Origin of the sequence: Rhodococcus sp. B10 (genome assembly GCF_011770055.1) — a bacterium.
GTDB classification, from domain to species: domain Bacteria; phylum Actinomycetota; class Actinomycetes; order Mycobacteriales; family Mycobacteriaceae; genus Rhodococcoides; species Rhodococcoides kyotonensis_B.
In genome coordinates, this window is the sequence record NZ_JAAFYV010000035.1 from 14,317 (window position 1) to 28,844 (window position 14,528).

The 14,528-nt window shown below is 65.4% G+C and carries 11 protein-coding genes; 6 read left to right on the forward strand and 5 right to left on the reverse strand.

Annotated elements, in window-relative coordinates; all coding sequences use genetic code 11:
- Window positions 1-2 precede the first annotated feature (2 nt).
- A complete protein-coding gene (locus RhoFasB10_RS20560; RefSeq protein WP_068429073.1) occupies window positions 3-635 on the reverse strand; it encodes a helix-turn-helix domain-containing protein in 633 nt (210 codons plus the stop codon).
- 76 nt (window positions 636-711) lie between these two features.
- Between RhoFasB10_RS20560 and RhoFasB10_RS20565 the strand changes: the two genes are divergently transcribed.
- A complete protein-coding gene (locus tag RhoFasB10_RS20565; RefSeq protein ID WP_167678300.1) occupies window positions 712-2,040 on the forward strand; it encodes a D-arabinono-1,4-lactone oxidase in 1,329 nt (442 codons plus the stop codon).
- A gap of 22 nt (window positions 2,041-2,062) precedes the next feature.
- A complete protein-coding gene (locus RhoFasB10_RS20570) occupies window positions 2,063-3,532 on the forward strand; it encodes a molybdopterin-dependent oxidoreductase (RefSeq protein ID WP_346764441.1) in 1,470 nt (489 codons plus the stop codon).
- Here the strand turns inward: RhoFasB10_RS20570 and RhoFasB10_RS20575 are convergent.
- Both RhoFasB10_RS20575 and RhoFasB10_RS20580 read right to left on the reverse strand, forming a co-directional pair.
- Window positions 3,519-4,457 carry an adenosine deaminase gene (locus RhoFasB10_RS20575; protein ID WP_167678304.1) on the reverse strand — a complete coding sequence of 313 codons (939 nt, stop codon included), beginning with the start codon at window positions 4,455-4,457 and terminating at the stop codon, window positions 3,519-3,521. The genes RhoFasB10_RS20570 and RhoFasB10_RS20575 overlap by 14 nt on opposite strands.
- A 10-nt stretch (window positions 4,458-4,467) precedes the next feature.
- Window positions 4,468-5,259, reverse strand: coding sequence for an enoyl-CoA hydratase/isomerase family protein (locus tag RhoFasB10_RS20580; RefSeq protein ID WP_167678305.1), 792 nt, complete (start codon window positions 5,257-5,259; stop codon window positions 4,468-4,470).
- A gap of 84 nt (window positions 5,260-5,343) precedes the next feature.
- Here RhoFasB10_RS20580 and RhoFasB10_RS20585 point away from each other — a divergent pair, with 84 nt between their 5' ends.
- The gene (locus RhoFasB10_RS20585; RefSeq protein WP_068428216.1) at window positions 5,344-6,489 is read left to right on the forward strand and encodes an acyl-CoA dehydrogenase family protein; all 1,146 of its coding nucleotides are present in this window, start codon (window positions 5,344-5,346) and stop codon (window positions 6,487-6,489) included.
- Between the two features lie 69 nt (window positions 6,490-6,558).
- On the opposite strand, the gene RhoFasB10_RS20590 is transcribed toward RhoFasB10_RS20585, so the two are convergent.
- Window positions 6,559-9,942, reverse strand: a complete 3,384-nt coding sequence (locus RhoFasB10_RS20590; protein WP_167678307.1) for a pyruvate carboxylase — start codon at window positions 9,940-9,942, stop codon at window positions 6,559-6,561.
- Window positions 9,943-10,202: 260 nt separating this feature from the next.
- Between RhoFasB10_RS20590 and RhoFasB10_RS20595 the strand changes: the two genes are divergently transcribed.
- Genes RhoFasB10_RS20595 through RhoFasB10_RS20605 form a run of 3 tightly spaced genes read left to right on the forward strand, consistent with a single transcriptional unit; the run spans window position 10,203 to window position 13,683 of the window.
- Complete coding sequence (locus RhoFasB10_RS20595) at window positions 10,203-11,942, forward strand: PEP-utilizing enzyme (RefSeq protein ID WP_068428210.1); 1,740 nt, start codon at window positions 10,203-10,205, stop codon at window positions 11,940-11,942.
- Window positions 11,939-12,889 carry a TIGR03619 family F420-dependent LLM class oxidoreductase gene (locus RhoFasB10_RS20600; protein ID WP_068428207.1) on the forward strand — a complete coding sequence of 317 codons (951 nt, stop codon included), beginning with the start codon at window positions 11,939-11,941 and terminating at the stop codon, window positions 12,887-12,889. Before RhoFasB10_RS20595 ends, RhoFasB10_RS20600 begins: the two co-directional genes overlap by 4 nt.
- On the forward strand, window positions 12,886-13,683 hold the full coding sequence (locus RhoFasB10_RS20605) for an SDR family NAD(P)-dependent oxidoreductase (RefSeq protein ID WP_167678309.1): 798 nt from the start codon (window positions 12,886-12,888) through the stop codon (window positions 13,681-13,683). The genes RhoFasB10_RS20600 and RhoFasB10_RS20605 overlap by 4 nt, the downstream gene beginning before the upstream one ends.
- On the opposite strand, the gene RhoFasB10_RS20610 is transcribed toward RhoFasB10_RS20605, so the two are convergent.
- Window positions 13,644-14,519, reverse strand: a complete 876-nt coding sequence (locus RhoFasB10_RS20610) for a TIM barrel protein (RefSeq protein ID WP_308115213.1) — start codon at window positions 14,517-14,519, stop codon at window positions 13,644-13,646. The genes RhoFasB10_RS20605 and RhoFasB10_RS20610 overlap by 40 nt on opposite strands.
- Window positions 14,520-14,528 lie beyond the last annotated feature (9 nt).

Sequence of the window (14,528 nt, forward strand, 5' to 3'; positions counted from 1 at the left end):
CCTCACACTTCTACAGCCTTCGAGGCGATGATGCCGGACAGATCGTCGAGAGCGGCGATGACCGCCACGTCGTCGTGGTCGACAAGCCACCGCAGGATCAGCCCGTCGACCGTCGCCATGCCGAAACGCGCCACGGCCTCGATGGGCTCGATCCACCGCGTGCCGGTGAACTCCGAGCAGCGTTGGAAGAACAGCAGGGTCTCGTCGTCGCGGATGCGGTACTGCCCGGTCGCGATGGACGCGGCCAACTCCGACCCCAACGCACGATGGCGTAGCAGGTAGGTCTTGATCTCGTAGGACAGAAGCTGCCGGTCGGCGGTCTTCTCGACGATCGGCCAGATGGCGCTGAGCCCGCTGTGCACGAGTTCTCGCAGACCCGGAACCCCCGGCAGATTGACGGAGTCGGTGAACGCAGCCTGCAGCGCTCGCGTCACGTCGACGACGAGGCCCTCGCCCATCGCGATGACGAGCGACTCCTTCGATTCGAACAGGTAGTAGACCGCCCCCTGGCTCACCCCCGCTTCGTCGGCGACACCGCGGACGGTCAATGCCTCGATTCCGACCCGCTCGGCGCGATCGAGGGCAGCCGAGACCAGCTGTGCACGCCTCGTGTCCGCCGACAGCCGGGTCTGCATGCCCCGATAGTAAGCGGGCAGCCCCTCTGCGGACTGGCGATTGACCGTGTCGACGGTGCACATTCATAGTTGTGCGATGAACGGAGTCGAGTGGCGGAACTGGGCCGGGAATCAGAGCGCTCGCCCGCAGGAGTCGGTGAGTCCGAAAACCGTCGAGGAAGTGCGACGCACGGTCCTCCATGCAGCCGAGACCGGACTGCGCGTCAAGTGCGTTGGCGCCGGCCATTCGTTCACGTCGATTGCGGTGACCGACGGAATCCTCGTCGACCTCGACCGGTTGCAGGGCATCGAATCCGTCGTGCCGATGCCCGACGGTTCTGCGTCGGTGACGGTGTTCGCCGGGACGCGTCTGCGCGCGCTGACCGCATGGTTGTGGGACCTGGGCCTTGCGATGACGAACCTCGGCGACATCGACGAACAGTCGATCGCGGGTGCCATCTCGACGGGGACGCACGGGACCGGACGACGATTCGGCGGCATCGCGACTCAGGTACAGGCACTGGAGATGGTGACCGCCGACGGCAGCGTCGTGACGTGTTCCCGCGACTCGGAGCCGGACATGTTCGACGCGGCCCGCGTCGGACTCGGCGCGCTGGGCATCATCACGAAGGTCACGTTGCGATGCGAGCCGGCGTTCGCGCTGCATGCCGTCGAGGCGCCGTCGACGTTGACCGGCACGCTGTCGTCGCTGCCGGACGTCGTCGAGCAGACGGATCATTTCGAGTTCTACTGGTTTCCGCACACCGACCGGGTGCTGACGAAGACGAATACTCGATTGCCTGCCGACAGTCCGTTGGCGCCACTCGGTCGTGTCAGGGCTTATCTCGACGACGAGTTGTTGGCGAACCGTGCATTCGAGATCGTCAACCGCGCGGTGACGCGTTTCCCGGCCGCGATTCCGCGAGTCAACGCCTTCTCGTCGAGGGCACTGTCGGCGCGCGAGTTCACCGACCGGAGTTATCGCGTGTTCGCGTCGTCGCGCACCGTTCGGTTCCGCGAGATGGAATATGCGGTGCCTGCGGAGTCGATCACGTACGTGGTGCGCGAGGTGGATCGGTGGCTGCAGTCGTCGGGCTTCGCGGTGGCGTTCCCCGTCGAGGTGCGCTTCGCGGCCGCCGACGACATCTGGCTGTCGACGGCGAACGGCCGCGACAGCGCGTACGTCGCGGTGCACCAGTACCACCGGCGGGAGCACCGCGAGTACTTCGACGCGGTGGAGAAGATCGCCCGCAGCGTGGGCGGGCGGCCGCACTGGGGGAAGCTGCACTCGCAGACGGCGAACGATTTCGCCGAGATGTACGAGCGTTTCGGTGACTTCGTCGCGATGAGGGACAAACTCGATCCGGGCGGGATGTTCGGGAACGAGTACCTGGCAGCTGCGCTGCATGTGAGCAGAAATGTATAGAGGGCTATACATTTATGCTCACGTGTTGTCCGGACTTCTCGCTGCCGCAGTCGTTCTCGGCGTCGGCGAACTCGTCGCCGTGCCGTTCGGGCCGAACTCGTCACCGTTCTTCGCAGTCGGATCCGCCGTCGTCGACAACACCCCCGAAGCAGTACGGGAGTGGGCGATCGACACGTTCGGCACGTCGGACAAGACTGCCCTGTTCGTCGGGATGGCGGTCGTCATCGCGTCGATCGCCGCTGCGGCCGGCATGCTGAGACGGCCGTGGGGAGCAGTGCTGTTCGGGGTGCTCGGGGCGGTCGGCGTACTCGCCGCCGTCACACGCAGCACCGCCACTCCCCTGTCCGCACTGCCGACGATCCTCGGCGTCGCGGCGGGGATCGTCGTACTGAACGCCCTTCTGCGAACCGAAGAACCCGTCGCCGACGGTATGTCGCGGCGTAGTTTCCTCAGCCTTGCCGTCACCGCCGGAGTCGTCGCCGTCGCGGCAGGCACTGCAGGCCGGCTTCTCGGCCAGGCGCGTGACGTCACCGCCAACCGACTCGGCTTCAGGCTCCCGACGCCGACGCCTCAGCCCCCGATCCCCGCGGGCGCGGATCTGCGGATCGACGGGCTGGCGTCGTACATCACGCCGAACGACGAGTTCTATCGCATCGACACCGCACTGGTGGTGCCGCAGGTGGCGTCGGAGGACTGGTCGCTGCGCATCCACGGGATGGTGGACCGAGAACTCGAGATCACGTTCGCCGACCTCGCGACGAGGCAGGCCGTCGAACGCACCGTCACGCTCACGTGTGTGTCCAACATCGTCGGCGGCGATCTCGTCGGGAACGCCACCTGGATCGGCTACCCGCTGAAGGACCTGCTCGAGGAGGCCGGAATCCAGGACGGCGCGGACATGGTGCTGTCGTCCAGTCACGACGCCTTCACCGCGGGCACGCCGCTCGAGGTGCTGTTGGACGGCCGCGACGCGCTCCTGGCCGTCGGCATGAACGGGCAACCGCTCCCCGTCGAGCACGGCTATCCAGCACGTCTCGTCGTACCCGGCCTGTACGGGTACGTGTCGGCGACGAAGTGGGTCACCGACCTCGAGATCACTCGATTCGACAAGGCCAGCGCCTACTGGACCGACCGCGGCTGGGGTGAGCGCGGCCCGATCAAGACCGCGTCGCGCATCGACACCCCCAAGCCGGGAGCAGCGGTCGACGCGGGAACGGTCGTCGTCGCAGGCGTCGCATGGCATCAACACACCGGAATCTCCGGCGTCGACGTACAGATCGACGACGGAAACTGGGTGGCAGCAACACTGTCCGAGGAGTACTCGACGGACACGTGGCGACAGTGGACCTACGAGTGGGCCGCAACGCCCGGCCAGCACACCATCCGTGCCCGCGCGACCGACGGGAACGGCGACATCCAGACGTCGATGACGGCGGACACCGTGCCCGACGGGGCAACCGGCTATCCGAAAGCGTTCGTCACCGTCCGATGAAGGACGCCTTGATGCTGTTGTCGTACAGGATCTCTCGCTCACGAGCCGTCAGACCGAGCGCGGTCTCGAGGGCGGCGAAGTTGTCGTCGACGTAGCCGCCGAAGTACGCCGGATCGTCCGAGTTGACCGTGACGATCAGACCGCGCTCGATCATCTGCCGGATGGGATGCTCCGACAGATCCTCGTACACCTTCAACCGAACGTTCGACAAAGGGCAGACCGTCAGCGGAATCTCCTCGTCCACAAGACGATTCACGAGCGCGTCGTCCTCCAGGCAACGGACACCGTGATCGACGCGTTCCACACCCAGCAGGTCGAGGGCCTGCCAGATGTACTCCGCCGGGCCCTCCTCCCCCGCGTGCGCGACGACGTGCAAGCCCTCGGCTCGCGCCTTCGCGAACACGTCGACGAACAACGACGGCGGGAAACCGGCCTCCGCGGAATCGAGGCCGAGCCCGATGATCGGGGCCTGCATCGCGAGCAGATCGTCGAGCAACTTGTTGGCATGCAGCACCGGCTTGTCCCGCAGAATCGACGCGATCAGCCCGCTCTTCACCCCGAATTCCCGCTCGCTCGACGCCACCGCATCGGACAAGCCCTCGACGACGGCCTCGAGCGCGACACCCCGCGCCGTGTGCGCCTGCGGATCGAAGAAGATCTCCGCCTGCGTCACACCACCTGCGGCAGCACGACGGAAATACGCGCGCGCGAGATCACCGAAATCCTCGGCAGTCCTGAGCACCGACATGTTGGCGTAGTACAGATCGAGGAACGACTGCAGATCCGTGAACTCGTACCGGGCCGCCAACTCGTCGATGTCGTTGTACGGCAACGCAATTCCGTTGCGCTCGGCGAGTTCGAAGATCTGCGGAGGCTCCAGCGAACCTTCGATGTGCATGTGCAGTTCGGCGAGCGGGGTAGTCATCGCAGAAAGTCTACTTACCGGTGTACGTCGCCTTTCCCGGGCCGTTCGCCAGGAAACTCTTCACCGCACCTTTCAGATCCTCGGTCTCGAACAGCGCCCCCGACACGTCCGCGGTGATCTCGTCCGCATGAGCGACACCACCCGAACGCCACGCTGCCACGATCTTCTTGGTGGCAGCGTGAGCCACCGTCGGTCCGGCGGCCAATCGCTCGACCAGGGTACGGGCAGAGGCGTCGACGTCGTCGTGGATGCTGTTGACCACGCCCCACTCCTTCATGGTGGCCGCGTCGTAGAGGTCGCCCGTCATCACGAACTCGCGCGCACGTCCGGAGCCGGCGCGTTCGGCGAGGCGCTGCGGGCCACCCATGGACGGGGTGAGGCCGACGACGATTTCCACGAGGCCGAACTTGGCCTTCGGTGACGCGACGATGATGTCGCAGGCAAGGGAGATCTCGAACGCGGCCGTCAAGGTCAGTCCGTGAGCCGCGTAGACGACCGGGCACGGCAACGCTTCGAGCGGATGCGCGATCTCGTCGAACAGGCGACGCCACAGATCGGCGCCCTGTTGGGCCGACAAGCCGTCGAAGACATGCACGTCGACGCCCGCCGAGTTGACCTTGCCCTCGGCCCTGAGCAGCACCGCGCGGGGTGGATACGCCGTCAGATCGGCGATGTTCGCGCACACGGCGTCGAACATCGCTTGATCGAACAGATTGAGGGGCCCGTGGTCGAAGGTCAACACTGCGACCTCCGCACCGGCATCGGTGGTGTACCTGACGAGCGAAGTGGGTTGGTCAGCCATGGTGTCAGAGTGCCATACGCTGCGCGACGCGTAGTTACCGACGAGTATATTGCGTCTCGATTACCGTTACCTGGAGGAACACACATGAGGCGCAGCCTGTTCGAGAAGGACCACGACGCGTTCCGCGAATCCGTCCGCGAGTTCGTGACACGCACCATCACTCCCGTCGAGGAAAAGCTGATCGAGCAGCGCTTCATCGACCGGGAGATCTGGCTCGAAGCAGGGCGCAACGGCTTCCTCGGCCTCGAGGTGCCGGAGGAATACGGCGGCAGCGGCGCCGAGGACTACCGCTTCAATGCAGTCCTCGGTGAGGAACTCGCTCGATCGAGCGCCGCCGTGGCGTCGTGCTTCGGCATTCACTACGACATCGTCGCCCCGTACCTCGTCCAGCTGACGACCGAGGAGCAGAAGAAGCGCTGGCTGCCCGGCTTCTGCAGTGGCGAACTGCTGACGGCGATCGCGATGACCGAGCCGTCGGGCGGATCGGACCTGGCGTCCCTGAAGACCACCGCAGTGAAGGACGGCGACGACTTCATCATCAACGGGTCGAAGACGTTCATCACCAACGGCAACAGCGCCGACCTCGTCATCGTCGCCACCAGGACCACGCCCGAGAAGAAGGCGCGCGGCATCACGCTGTTCGCCGTCGAGAACGGAACCGAAGGCTTTTCGCGCGGACGCAAGCTCGACAAGGTCGGTCAGCCCGAATCGGACACGGCCGAGCTGTTCTTCGAGAACGTGCGGGTGCCGTCGTCCAACATGATCGGCGAGTTCGACGGCGGCTTCATCCACATGATGCAGCTGCTGCCGCAGGAGCGCATCAGTGCGGCGGTGGCGAACCTCGGTCACGTCCGGCCGATCCTCGAGGAGACGCTCCAGTACGCCAAGGACCGCAAGGCATTCGGTCAGGCGATCGGCTCGCTGCAGTGGAACAAGTTCCTGCTCGCCGAGCTGGTCACGAAACTCGATGTGGCACAGGCGTTCGTGGACAACTGCATCGTCGCGCACGGCAACGGTGAACTGACCGCCATCGACGCCGCCAAGGCCAAATGGTGGACGTCGCAGGTGCAGAACGAGATCCTCGACCACTGCGTCCAGCTCCACGGCGGCTACGGCTTCATGAACGAGTACCGCGCTGCCCGAGCCTGGAAGGACGCTCGGGTCACCAAGATCTGGGCAGGATCGAACGAGATCATGAAGGAACTGATCGGCCGGGATCTAGGGCTTTAGGCGCCTTCGGCGCACGTGCGCGCGAATGTATAGCCCTCTATACATTCGCGCGCACGAGGCGAAGCCGCCCTAGCCGACCACCAACAACAGATCGCCGCCATCCACCTGTGCGCCGGCCGCGATCGGCACCCGCGTGATGACACCGGCCCTCGTCGACGTGATGGACGCTTCCATCTTCATGGCCTCGATCGTGCCGACGGTCTCGCCCACCTCGACCGTGTCGCCCTCCTTCACGGACAGCGTGACGACGCCGGTGAACGGGGCGGACAGGTGTTTCGGGTCCGCGCGGTCGGCCTTCTCGGCCTGCGTCGTCGACGACTCGACGCCGCGGTCGCGCACTCGAACCGGACGTAACTGCCCGTTCAAGATGCACAGGACGTTCCGCATCCCATCCGTGTCCGGCTCCGAAATCGCCTCGAGGCCGATGATCAACTCGACGCCCTTCTCGAGCTGCACGCGATGTTCTTCGTCTTGCCTCAGTCCGTAGAAGTATTGGTTCGTCGACAACTGAGACGTGTCTCCGTACTCACGTCTATGCTTCTCGAACTCGCCGGCCGGACCGGGAAACAGCAAGTGGTTGAGCGTGTTCCGCCGTCGGTCACCCGGCTCGCCCAATGCAGCGATGTCGCTGTCGCTCAGCTGCGTGACGGCGGGTCTGTCCGGACGACCGACGAGCGCGCGGCTACGAAGCGGCTCGGGCCATCCGCCCGCGGGCTCACCGAGTTCGCCGCGCAGGAAATCGACGACCGAATCCGGGATGTCGAGGCTCTGCGGCTGCTCGGCGAATTCGGCTGCGGTCGTGTCCGAACCGACCAACGCAAGTGCGAGGTCGCCGACCACCTTGGACGACGGCGTCACCTTGATCAGTCGCCCCAGTTCCCGATCGGCACCTGCGTACGCGGTCTCGATGTCCTCGAATCGATGCGACAGTCCCAGCGCAGCTGCCTGCTGACGCAGATTCGACAACTGACCACCGGGAATCTCGTGCGTGTAGACGCGGCCCGTCGGGGCCGGGATGCCGGACTCGAACGGTGCGTACATCGAACGCACTGCCGCCCAATACGGTTCGAGGTCGCACACCGAACTCAGGTCGATACCGGTGTCACGGTCGGTGTGTTCGGTGGCTGCGACGATGGCCGACAACGCAGGTTGGCTGGTGGTTCCCGCCAGCGCGGCGCTCGCACCGTCGACCGCATCGACGCCTGCCTGCCATGCCGCAAGGTACGTCGCCAGCTGACCGCCCGGGGTGTCGTGGGTGTGCAGATGGACCGGCAGGTCGAAGCGCGAACGAAGCGCCCCCACCAACGTCGCTGCAGCCGCGGGGCGGAGCAAGCCTGCCATGTCCTTGATCGCCAGGACGTGCGCGCCTGCGTCGACGATGCTGTCCGCCAGCCGGAGGTAGTAATCGAGCGTGTACAGGGTCTCGTTCGGATCGGACAGGTCACCGGTGTACGACATGGCGACTTCCGCCACTGCGACACCGGTGTCACGAACGGCATCGATCGCCGGTCTCATCTGATCGATGTTGTTGAGCGCGTCGAAGATTCGGAAGATGTCCACGCCTGTCGCGGCAGCTTCCTGCACGAATGCGTGCGTGACGCGGTCGGGATACGCCGTGTAGCCGACCGTGTTGCGTCCCCGAAGCAGCATCTGCAGGCAGATGTTGGGCATCTCCTCGCGCAACGTCGCGAGCCGCTCCCAGGGATCCTCGTGCAGGAATCGAAGGGCGACGTCGTAGGTGGCTCCGCCCCATGCCTCCACCGAGAACAACTGCGGCGTCAAACGGGCGACATGAGGTGCGACGGCAACGAGGTCGCGTGTCCGCACACGCGTCGCCAGCAACGACTGATGAGCATCTCGGAACGTCGTGTCGGTCACCGCCAGCGCCGACGATGCACGAAGATGGGCTGCGAAGGCGTCGGGACCCAGAGCCGCGAGCCGGTCACGTGAACCTGCTCGAGGTGCCGCCGCCAGATCGACGGGTGGCAGTTTGTCGACAGCGTAGATCGACGACGGGCGTTCTCCATGCGGACGATTGACGGTCACATCGGCCAGGTACCGCAGAATCTTCGAACCGCGGTCGGCAGAGACGTTCTGCGTCGACAGTTCAGGGTGTTCCTCGATGAACGTCGTGGTGACGCGCCACGCCTCGAAGTCCGGATCACCCAGCACCGCCTGCAGGAAGGGGATGTTGGTCGCCACGCCGCGCACACGGAACTCCGCCAGAGCGCGCCTGGACCGCGCACATGCCGTCGCGAAATCACGTCCGCGACAGGTCAGTTTCACCAACATCGAGTCGAAGTGCGAACCGATCTCGGAACCGACTCCGACGATGCCGTCCAGCCGGATACCCGAGCCGCCCGGAGTGCGGTAGGCGGTCACTTCGCCTGTGTCGGGCCGGAATCCATCGGTCGGGTCCTCTGTCGTGATGCGACATTGCAGAGCAGCACCGTGAACCGAGATGTCGTCCTGCGTCAGTCCCAGATCCGACAGAGTCTCACCCGACGCGATACGCAACTGCGACGCCACGAGATCGACGTCCGTGATCTCCTCCGTCACCGTGTGCTCGACCTGGATGCGGGGATTCATCTCGATGAACACGTACCTGCCGTCGGGGCCCAGAAGGAACTCGACCGTGCCGGCGCACGTGTAGCCGACATGCTTCGCGAAGCGGACGGCGTCGTCGCACATCGATTGTCGCAGAACAGGATCGAGACCGGGCGCGGGAGCGACCTCGACCACCTTCTGATGCCGCCGCTGCAACGAGCAATCTCGCTCGAACAGATGGACGACCTCGCCCGTCGAATCGCCGAGGATCTGCACTTCGATGTGGCGTGGGTCGACCACCGCCTGTTCGAGGAAGACGGTTCCGTCCCCGAACGCCGTCTCGGCTTCGCGGGATGCGGCGCCTATCGCATCGCGCAACTGCCCGGGCTCGGCGACGCGTCGCATGCCGCGACCTCCCCCGCCCGCGACCGCTTTGACGAACAACGGGTACTCGATACGTTCGGCGGCGGCAACCAACTCGTCGACGTCGTCGGACGGAGGGGTGGACGCAAGGACGGGCAGGCCCGCAGCCTTCGCCGCTGCTACCGCACGTGACTTGTCTCCGGTCAACCTCAGAACCTCCGGCGACGGTCCGACGAACGTGATGCCCGCGGACGCACACGCCGCCGCCAATTCCGCGTTCTCGGAGAGAAATCCGTAGCCGGGGTAGACGGCGTCCGCACCCGACGTCCTTGCCGCGTCGAGAATCGCGTCGACGGACAGGTACGCGCGCACCGGATGGCCCACTTCACCGATCTGATACGACTCGAACGCCTTGGCGCGGTGCGCCGACTTGCGGTCTTCGAAGGGATAGACGGCGACGGTGGATGCGCCCAGCTCGACCGCTGCACGGAACGCACGGACGGCGATTTCTCCGCGGTTGGCAACGAGGACTTTCTCGAACATGGTGGCCCCTCTCGGGTGAGCCTGAGCCGGCGGGCGCCGCGACGACGGCGGCGCGAGCGATCGTCGCTCACCGGGATACGACCCGAGTCTCGCACATCTATCGATTCGATACTAGATCTGAACTAAAGTTACTGAAACCAGATCTTCTCTCGATTTTCCTGGTCAACTTGCCGCGGGAAATCTCTGTACATGGTTTCATTGGCACGAACTTTCTATAGTGTGACTTGAAATACAGTCCAACCCCCTCCGAGGAGGACTCGATGAGCGACGAGCAGACACCCGACCGCTGGATCACCGACTGGGACTTCAGCGAGCGCTACCCCGTGTACACGCGGGCCAACGCCGGTGAAGTTCTTCCCGATCCGTCCAGTCCACTCAACGTGACCCTCGTGTGGAACAAGGGCCTCAACATCGGTTGGCGCGAGGGATACGTCGACCATCTCGGCACGCACCTGGCCTCCGAGATCGACGAGACCATGCCCGAGATCATCGGCAACTTCGGCGGGTACCACTACACGAACTTCTCGATGACCGAGCTCAACGGCGCCCGTCTGCCGGGGCTGACCGTCCCGGTGTGGAACACACTGTGGGTGGGCGATCACCCTGACATCCCCGAGTATGTCGAAAAGCCCTGGCACAACAATGCCGAGCTCACCGAAGGTCTCGAGAAGAAGACTGCGTGGGCGCTCACCACGGACACGTTCCCCGAGGCGGAAGAGGCGAAGAAACGTGCCGACCTCGCACGCGCCAACCGCCCGGACGTCCGCGAGCTGACCGATCAGGCGCTCGTCGACCACGCTCGGTCGTTCGTTCCCGATCTGATCTTCTGCTACGCCTATCACCCGGTGACCACGACGCTGTCCACCATGGGTCCCGCGGTCGCCGGCGCGCTTCTGGAAGCCATCGGCGAAGCCGACAAACTCGGCGATCTCCTGAGCGGACTCGGTGGAGTGGATTCCGCCGCCCCGTCCTACGCCCTGTGGAAGATGGGCCGCCTCGTCGCCGGGTCCGAGGAATTGACCCGACTGTTCGACGACGGTCTCTCGACTCTTCTGGACGCGGTGGACGCGAGCGACTCCTCCGATGCGAAGCAGTTCCGCATCGAGTTCGACGACTTCCTGTACAAGTACGGCTCTCGCGCACCGAACGAGTGGGACATTCGCTCGGACAGTTGGGAATCGAAGCCCGTTCTCGCTCTTCTCGCCGTGAACGGGATGCGCCTCAGCCCCGAAGAGTCGGACCCCGAGAAGATTCGCGAGCGGAACGAGGCCAAGAGGATCGCACTCACCGCCGAACTCGCGGACAAGATGCCGGACGACGCGACGCGACAGAGCTTTCTCGACGCCGCCAAGTCCATCACGAAGTTCATGCCGTGGCGTGAACGCACCAAGACTGCGTGCGTGAAGGTCATGGGGGAAATGCGTACCGCCCTGTACGAATTGGGAGGGCGCATGGTCGCGCGCGGCGTCATGGACGACCACCACGACATCACGATGCTGCTCGACGACGAACTCGACGCCTTCGTCGCCGATCCCGAGTCCTTCGCGTCGACCATCGCCGAACGACGCGAGCAGTACCTCGCATTGTTCGACCTGGAACCGCCGTTCTTCCTGTTCGAACCACTTCCGTTGTCGCAGTGGCCCAAGCGGAAGGAACACAAGGCACAGGCGGCAGTGCCGGGTGACGCGCTGACGGGCGTCGGCGGCGCGCCCGGCACCGTTCGCGGACGTGCGCGGATTCTCCACGATCCGTACGACGTGGGCGATCTGGCCGAGGGTGACATCATCGTCGCGCCACAGACCGACCCCGCGTGGACCCCACTGTTCGTCTTCGCCGGCGGCGTGGTCGTCAACGTCGGCGCGACGATCACACACTCGTCGATCGTGTGCCGCGAGCTGGGCATTCCGTGTGCCGTCTCCGTGCAGGATGCCACGGCACGCATTCCCGACGGTGCCATGATCGAGGTCGACGGCAACACCGGGACGGTGACCGTCCTGTGAGCCTTCGTATCGGGCTGTCGCTTCCCCAACTCGGGGAGCACGTCGACACCGTCGCCGTACGCGAATTCGCCGTCGCTGCCGAGGAACTCGGCTTTGCCAGCCTGTGGGTCCAGGAACACCTGTTCTATCCCGAGGCCAACGAGTCGGTGTACGGCGGTCGACACACGACGAGCGTCCATCCGGCGTATCGGTCCGTGTTCGGCGCCACGGAACTGATGGCCTTCGTCGCCGCGTGTACCCGAACCGTCTCCATCGGCAGCAGCATCCTGGTCGCCGGCTACCACCGACCGGTGGAGCTGGCACAGCGGCTGGCCACTCTCGACGTGCTGTCCGGCGGCAGGCTCGTCGCCGGACTCGGCGCCGGCTGGTCGGACGAGGAGCATGCTCAGATGGATGTCGATCCACGTACGCGGGGCCGTCGTATGAGCGAACTGGTCGAGGCGGTCCGCGCGTGCTGGGGTCCGGATCCGGTCCAGTTCGACGGCGACTTCTTCACCATTCCGCGATCGGCGGTTCGCCCGAAGCCGGTGCAGACACCGCATCCCCCGCTGCTGTCGGGTTTGCGCTCCGCAGCAGGCTTGACGAGGACGGCGGCACTGTTCGACATCTGGAACCCCAGCAGCGGAACTCCCGAAGCCCTGCTGGACCAGCTCGACACCATGGCGGGGATGCGGCCGGAGGGAATGAGTCCGGTTCGATTGTTCCTTCGTTCGTACCTCCAACGGCCGACGGACGCGGTCGGATCGGGCGGGCAGGGCATCACCGGCGTCGAGAACGACATTCGAACAGCCCTCGTCACAGGTGCCGAACAGCTGATCGTGGAACTCAACTTCTGGGACGAGATGCGCTCGTCGGCCGACTGGGTCGCGGCGCCCTCTCGACTCGCCCCGCTTCTCGAGAAAGCCGACGAACTGTCCGCGCAGCTCGCGACTGCGGACGCACCGTGACCTCCGCCGCGTCACGAGATTCCCGACCGCTCGTCGCCGTCGTCACCGGCGCGGCATCCGGGATCGGCCGCGCGACAACGGAAATCCTCCTCGAACGAGGAGGTTCCGTTGTCGCGTTCGACACCACGCCCGAAGCCATGGAGTGGTTGGCCGGGATCGACCGGGCCGTCCCGTTCGTCGGCGACGTGACGCACCCTGCCGACAACCGCGCAGCCGTCGCCGAGGCGGAGCGTGCGTTCGGCCGACTCGACGCTCTCGTTCTCAACGCCGGTGTGCCCGCGTCCGGTTCGATCGAGACGCTTGACATGGACGTGTTCGACCGGTCCATCGACGTCAACCTACGAGCCGTCGTACTGGGTGTGCGCGAATCCATTCCGGCGTTCCGGCGAGCAGGTGGCGGATCCATCGTCATCACCGCGTCGGCCACGGCGCTGGGTGGCGAACCGAATCGATGGCCCTACGCGGCAGCCAAGGCCGGCGTCGTCAATCTCGCGAAGTCGTTCGCAATCGATCTCGCGAACGACGGCATTCGAGTCAACGCGGTCTGCCCGGGACCGATCGGCACGGGGATGACCGAACGCATCGCAGTCGGCACCCCCGAACGGTACGAGGCCTTGAAAGCCATGGTGCCGCTTCATCGTTGGGGGACCGCGCGTGAGGTCGGGGAAGTGATCGCGTTCCTCGCGTCACCGCTGGCGTCGTTCGTCACCGGTGCCGCGATTCCGGTCGACGGTGGCGCCACGTGCGGCAGCGGTCAAACGGTACCGTTGCCCGCCCCTGCCTCGGTGGGATGAACGAACACCGATTGTTCGACGTCATCGTCCGCGCGTGTCAGCAGCGCACGTGTCGACGCGCCTAGATGACTTGTCCAGCCGCCGGGGTCCTCGATGCCTCGTGACGACGGAGCCTCGACGCTGACCGCAGCAGTTCTCGGAAGTGCCCGCACGATATCCAGCAGCGGCAGTACGCCGTCCCCCGGCGCCAACCGGTCCGTCCGCGCTTCCGAGAGGGCCTCGTGTGGATCGGCCGCCGGCCCCGCGAACGACGCGTCGCAGATCTGAAAGTACGGAAAGCGCTGTCTCGACACAGGATTCAGATCGCTCGGCGTCGATCCTGCGCGTACGAAATGCAGAGTGTCGACCAACAGACCGGCATCGATGCCGTCGAGTACTTTCGTAGCTGCCCGTACGTCACGAACGGACGAGAACACCATCGGTTCCAGACAGCACCGAAGGCCGTATTCCGAGGCCGACGCTGCCAGGTGTGAGAGAACAGCAGCGGCACGGGGCAGATCGTCGTCCAGCACCGTGACGAGGAGATACTCCGCGCCGAGCTCCGCCCCGGCCTCCATCACGGCCGTCCAGTCGTCGCTCGTGCTCCCGGCATGCAGCTTCACCACTTCGACGTCCAACACTCGTAACCCGTTGTCGGACAACGCACTCCTGGTGTCACGCAATGCCGCCGATCCCGACGGGAGCGCGTACCCTCTGCTCTCCCCCGACTGCGCGACGCGGACGCCCACGGCGTCGAACCCGCCCGCGGCGGCGAGTTCGACGAACCGATGGGGCGGTACGTGTAAGGCCGACAGATGCGACAGCGACATGACGCGTCGACCGGCTGCCTCGTTCACGTATCGCGG